This is a genomic window from Idiomarina sp. UBA4206 (assembly GCF_002383015.1).
GTDB classification, from domain to species: Bacteria; Pseudomonadota; Gammaproteobacteria; order Enterobacterales; family Alteromonadaceae; genus Idiomarina; species Idiomarina abyssalis.
Window position 1 is genome coordinate 72634 of sequence record NZ_DFTS01000074.1, and the last position, 4905, is coordinate 77538.

4 protein-coding genes and 1 pseudogene are annotated in these 4905 nt (G+C 48.1%); 1 reads left to right on the forward strand and 4 read right to left on the reverse strand.

Annotation, left to right across the window (positions count from 1 at the left end):
• The 3 genes and pseudogenes from B3180_RS15040 to B3180_RS15050 all read right to left on the reverse strand — a co-directional run.
• Positions 1-1116 (reverse strand): annotated as a pseudogene (locus tag B3180_RS15040) (DUF4331 domain-containing protein); the annotation flags it as partial.
• A 75-nt stretch (positions 1117-1191) separates the two neighbouring features.
• The gene (locus tag B3180_RS15045) at positions 1192-1866 is read right to left on the reverse strand and encodes an anti-sigma factor (RefSeq protein WP_286845301.1); all 675 of its coding nucleotides are present in this window, start codon (positions 1864-1866) and stop codon (positions 1192-1194) included.
• Entirely contained in the window at positions 1863-2399 is a 537-nt protein-coding gene (locus B3180_RS15050) for a sigma-70 family RNA polymerase sigma factor (RefSeq protein WP_199495080.1), read from the reverse strand. The genes B3180_RS15045 and B3180_RS15050 overlap by 4 nt, the downstream gene beginning before the upstream one ends.
• Before the next feature lie 376 nt (positions 2400-2775).
• On the opposite strand from B3180_RS15050, the gene B3180_RS15055 reads away from it, so the two are divergent.
• The gene (locus B3180_RS15055; RefSeq protein WP_278358937.1) at positions 2776-3642 is read left to right on the forward strand and encodes an AraC family transcriptional regulator; all 867 of its coding nucleotides are present in this window, start codon (positions 2776-2778) and stop codon (positions 3640-3642) included.
• A 90-nt stretch (positions 3643-3732) separates the two neighbouring features.
• Here B3180_RS15055 and B3180_RS15060 read toward each other — a convergent pair.
• Positions 3733-4905: NAD(P)/FAD-dependent oxidoreductase (locus tag B3180_RS15060; protein WP_286845311.1), on the reverse strand; the 1173-nt coding region annotated here is incomplete at its 5' end.

A 4905-nucleotide genomic window follows, 5' to 3' on the forward strand; every position in this document is an offset into this window, starting at 1 on the left:
GGGTTCACGGAACAGTAGGTCAAGAATAACCGGTAGCGTTGGGTGCGTCACGTAATCAGCAAACTGTCCGTCTTCACCCGGTGCCGACGATGAGAACGTGTCTTTATCATCGATACCAATAACGAGTTCGTTCACTAATGGTGCGCCTAAGCGCGATACCTGAACCAAAGCGCCGGCATTAACGTCGGGCTTTTCAAATGTAGCGTTAGGGTTTTGCAATCGCGCCTGAGGCACTTGTGCGGTTGTCCAACTGCCGACGACCCCATTGCCGTCACCTGTGATGCAGCTTTTTGGTAGCTCAAGGGCAATGGTGTTGACGTTCTTATTACGCAAGTCATCATTGGCGTTACTCTGCTCTATCCCGCCTGGAAACGCGCCCGCTTCGATGGGCACATAATTGACGAGATCAAAGGTTTCACCAAGGTTAACGACGAAGGGGTCTTTGCGTTGGCCTACAAACACCTTACCCGGCATCGAGCAGTTTGGAATGTTGATTTCATATACATACTGGTTTGCATAATCCTGGTAGCCCTGTGCACTGCCAAATGTCTTCTCTCCCACAAACGCCAATGGTTTAGTAAACTCTTGTTCACCCGAAACGCCCATAACCTGTGCCGAGGTGCCACTTTTTTGAGGTCCATTGACGACATTAATGGTAAAGGATTCATTAAAGTTCAGGGTGCTCTGGTCGCTTGCCGAAATAGCGCCGATAAACTTCAGCGGTACACTTACATCTTTCTGCATACCATCTGTACCAACGGGTAGCTTCACGCCGCCATTTGGCAGTGAGTTATCAAAACGGAACTCAAAGGTCAGGTCTTCTTCAGCGTCACCATCGCTATCAAAATGGATAGAGTAAACCGCTGATTCGTCCATAGCGAAGTAATTAGGACCACCATAAGCGTCTTGCAACGGAACATAGTTAGCGATGGCGGTAACGTAATCCTCGCGGCCAGGCTCATAACTATTGAATAGATAAAAGTCGGTTGAATCTAATGCTGGAAAGCGAGTGATGTTAGGCGCTTCGCGGTGACTGGATGCCAGTGCGGTTGCTGATACGATCCCTGCAGCCACAATCGCTGTGGCTAATGGTGTTTTAGAAAATAGTTTTTTCATAATGCCCTCTCGTTATTTTAGTTCTTCATGAGCTATCCGAACGGGAGGGCATATTGGATTCAAAAAAATATTTTTTTATAGCTGAGCAATATCAGTTGTATATAAAACGGGTCCAGTAGGCAGCCCTGTCGGGGAGCCTCCGGCAGGCTCCAGACTCACGGCTAAACCATTAACTTGCGCCAACTTAAAGGCATCCGGAGGTGTAAGCATTATGCTTCCGGCCTGTTCTGGTAGTAGACCCAGTGATACAGGATTAGAACCATCAGCAGGTAACATCCACAACTGATACTCTTTATCGGAGTATGGCTCGATAGTTCTCTGGGGAACAACTTCGATTGAGTTATCCGAGATGCTTAATACCCACAATGATTTTTGTTGTTCGTTTTGAATCACCGCCACACGGCTATCTGCCGTATCTGGGGTGAATACGGTTTGCTGCACCAGGAATATAGCTAACACGACTGCTGCGGCAGTACCAACCGGACCAAGCCAATGCCATAGATCGAAACTTCGTTGGTTGCGGCTGAATAGGCGCCCGTAGATCGTGTTCCACAGCTTTGCCGGTGGGTTAACGGGCTGTAGACGGTCAGTCAAATGGTTTAGTTGCCCTTCCCAATAAATAACCTGTCGATTGATAGATGAACTGCTTTGTATCAATGATCTAAAACGAATCCTCGCTGAGCCGCGCATCAATCCTATAACGTAGCGGCGCGCCAATTGTTCGGTCAATTCTTGATTATCATAATTCATGATTGCAGGCACCTCTTCAGACTGTCCAACCCGCGACGAATCCAGGTTTTAATCGACCCCAATGCTTCTCCTAAATGGTGGCTGATCTCTTGATGCGTCAATCCAAACAGGTACGCAAGGTGAATAGAATGTCGCTGTGAGCCTTGCAATTTACCAAGACAATCATCAAGCCGCGGGGCATCGGCCTCCTCCTCGTTCATCACATCAACAGCATTTTGGCTAACGAGGCGCTCGATGTCATCTACAGATATGGCCCGATTATCCGACGAACGTAAAACATCAATGGCACGATAACGAACCATACTGGTCACCCATGACATAGCCGTTCCCTGATCAGCACGATACTGCGAGGCAGAATGCCAGACTTTGATATAAGTATCCTGAAGCACGTCTTCGGCAAGGTTTCTTTCGCGGAGTATCGCAAGGCTGACTCCAAATAGCTTAGCCGCAGTCTGTTTATAAAACCGCTTAAAAGCCTGTTGGTCGCCAATTGCAATAAGGTGTAGCTCTTCAGCAAGGTTTTGACTAGCCATGGAACCTATCCTTAATTATGAAGTGAAAGTTCAATACGATGATAGCTTGGTGAAATATTGTTCGTTGCCATTTAACGGCAACTTGATGTCTATCGTCAAGTTACTCCTAACAAACATAAAGGTGAGTAGAAGAGCTTGAGTTTGCACGACGTATATGTGTAACCTAGTTATTTGCGAGCAATGGCTACTGTTGGCCTAAGTTCGCGCTTCAAATGTTCGGACAATTATTTGTTGTTACGGCTGTGGCGATGCTGTGTGTTGGTATTGCTAAAAAGCTGCTGCGTAGAACAAATTTCCCTCGATATTGAGCAACCTTAGTCAAGATTAACCCTCTATTAAGTTTTAGTATTAAACCGCTAAGGGGAGAATTACTTATATGTCGAACTATCAAGGTCGGTTTGAGAAAGTTATTAGTCACATTGAGGCGAATCTGGACGCTGACCTTGATATTGATACGCTGTGCAAGCTTGCGCATTTGTCCAAGTATCATTTTCACAGGCAGTGTTCGGCATTCATGGGAATGTCGGTAATAAAACTGGTACGGTTGCTTAGGCTCAAAAGGGCTGCTTATCAGTTGGCCTACAGAGATCATGAAAGAGTTCTGGATATAGCGCTGGCAAATGGCTACGAGAGTCATGAAGCCTTTTCTCGGGTGTTTAAAAAGCACTTTGATAAAAGTCCATCCGAATTCAGAAAGGCGGCTAATTGGACCCCTTGGCACGAGAAATATGAACCTATATTAATGCTAAGGAAAAATATTATGGATAACGGCACAAAATTTAACGTTGATATTAAAGAGTTTCCTGAAACTCTAATCGCGGTAATGGAACATCGCGGGGCGCCAAGTTTATTGGGGGCTTCGCTACAAAAATTTATTGAATGGAGAAAGCTTAGTCATATCCCGCCAAGCAAAAGTAAGACATTTAACTTGGTTTACGATGACCCGAATGTTACCGCACCAGACGACTATCGACTCGATATAGCCTGCTCTGTCGATAAGCCAGTCGCCGCGAATGACTACGGCATAGTCAACAAAGTTATTCCTGCGGGACGATGCGCCGTAGTTAGGCATATTGGTAGCGATGACTCTATCGGTGTGATAGTAAGCTTTCTTTATACCCAATGGCTGCCGAAGTCTGAGGTTGAAGTGCGGGACTTTCCTATTTACTTCGAGCGAGTCAGTTTCTTCCCGGATGTGCCAGAGAACGAAATGATAACCGATATTTATTTACCCATTGAATAAAATATAGTTGTCGGCTAATTAGTCTGATCCCGGTTCGCCTCCTGGCACCAAGCGGAACTAACCAGCACAAGTGATCGCTCTGGCAATCACTTAAACCTCCGACCCACAAGCAAAGCCACTGCTCCACGCCCATTGAAAATTAAAGCCTCCCAACCAACCGGTTACATCCAGCACTTCGCCAATAAAGTACAGGCCGGGTTGCTTCTGGCTTTCCATGGTTTTGGAGCTGACTTCGTCAACATTAACACCGCCTAAGGTGACTTCGGCGGTGCGGTAACCTTCGGTGCCGTTGGGTTTTAGCTGCCAGCGGTTAAGGTTGTCGGCTATGGCCTGAAACTGCGCGTTAGAAGTATCGGCCAGTTTGTTGTTCAGTGGCCATTGGTGGTGCTCTGCTAGCGCGGTCACTACGCGTTTAGGGAAGTGTTGCTGTAATACGGTATTGAGCTGAGTTTTGGGTTGTTGCTGTTGTTGCGTTTTCAGCCACTCAAAGGCGTCTAAGTCGGGTAGCAGGTTAATAGTCACGGCTTCGCCGGGCTGCCAGTAGGAGGAAACCTGCAAAATGGCCGGTCCGCTGACACCGCGGTGGGTAAACAGCATGGCTTCACGGAAATAACCGCCATGGGCTTCTGCACTGACGGGTACAGCCACACCGGAAAGCTCGGCAAAGCGGGCTTTTTCGTCTTCTTGCAGGGTAAAAGGCACTAAACCTGCGCGTACCGGCACAATGGAATGGCCAAACTGCTCCGCAATTTGATACCCCAGCGGGGTCGCGCCCAATTTGGGCATAGATAGCCCGCCACAGGCAATAACCAGTTTGTCGCAGCTATAGTCGCCGCGGCTGGTTTCAATGCGGTAGTTGCCGTCGTAGTCTACCGACACAATCTCGGTGCGTAGCTGAACTTTGGCGCCGTATCGGTCGCATTCGCTCATTAACATGCGCACAATGTCTTTGGCGGAGTCGTCGCAAAACAACTGGCCTAAGGTTTTTTCGTGGTAGGCAATGCCGTACTCAGCCACCAGGCCAATAAAGTCCCATTGGGTGTAGCGGCTGAGTGCCGACTTGCAAAAATGCGGGTTGGCGGAGATAAAATTGTCCGGCGTCGAGTGCATATTGGTGAAGTTGCAGCGGCCGCCGCCGGAAATCAGAATTTTCTTACCTGCCTGCTTGGCGTGATCCAATACCAGCACCGACTTACCGCGCTGTGCGGCATGGGCGGCGCAATGCAACCCCGCCGCACCGGCACCAATAATAATCACATCCCA

What these genes read in the sequence shown, in the direction of transcription:
- B3180_RS15045 (WP_286845301.1), bottom strand. Translation starts at nt 1,866, where the DNA reads ATGAATTATGATAATCAAGAATTGACCGAACAATTGGCGCGCCGCTAC.
- B3180_RS15050 (WP_199495080.1), bottom strand. Translation starts at nt 2,399, where the DNA reads ATGGCTAGTCAAAACCTTGCTGAAGAGCTACACCTTATTGCAATTGGC.
- B3180_RS15055 (WP_278358937.1), top strand. Translation starts at nt 2,776, where the DNA reads ATGTCGAACTATCAAGGTCGGTTTGAGAAAGTTATTAGTCACATTGAG.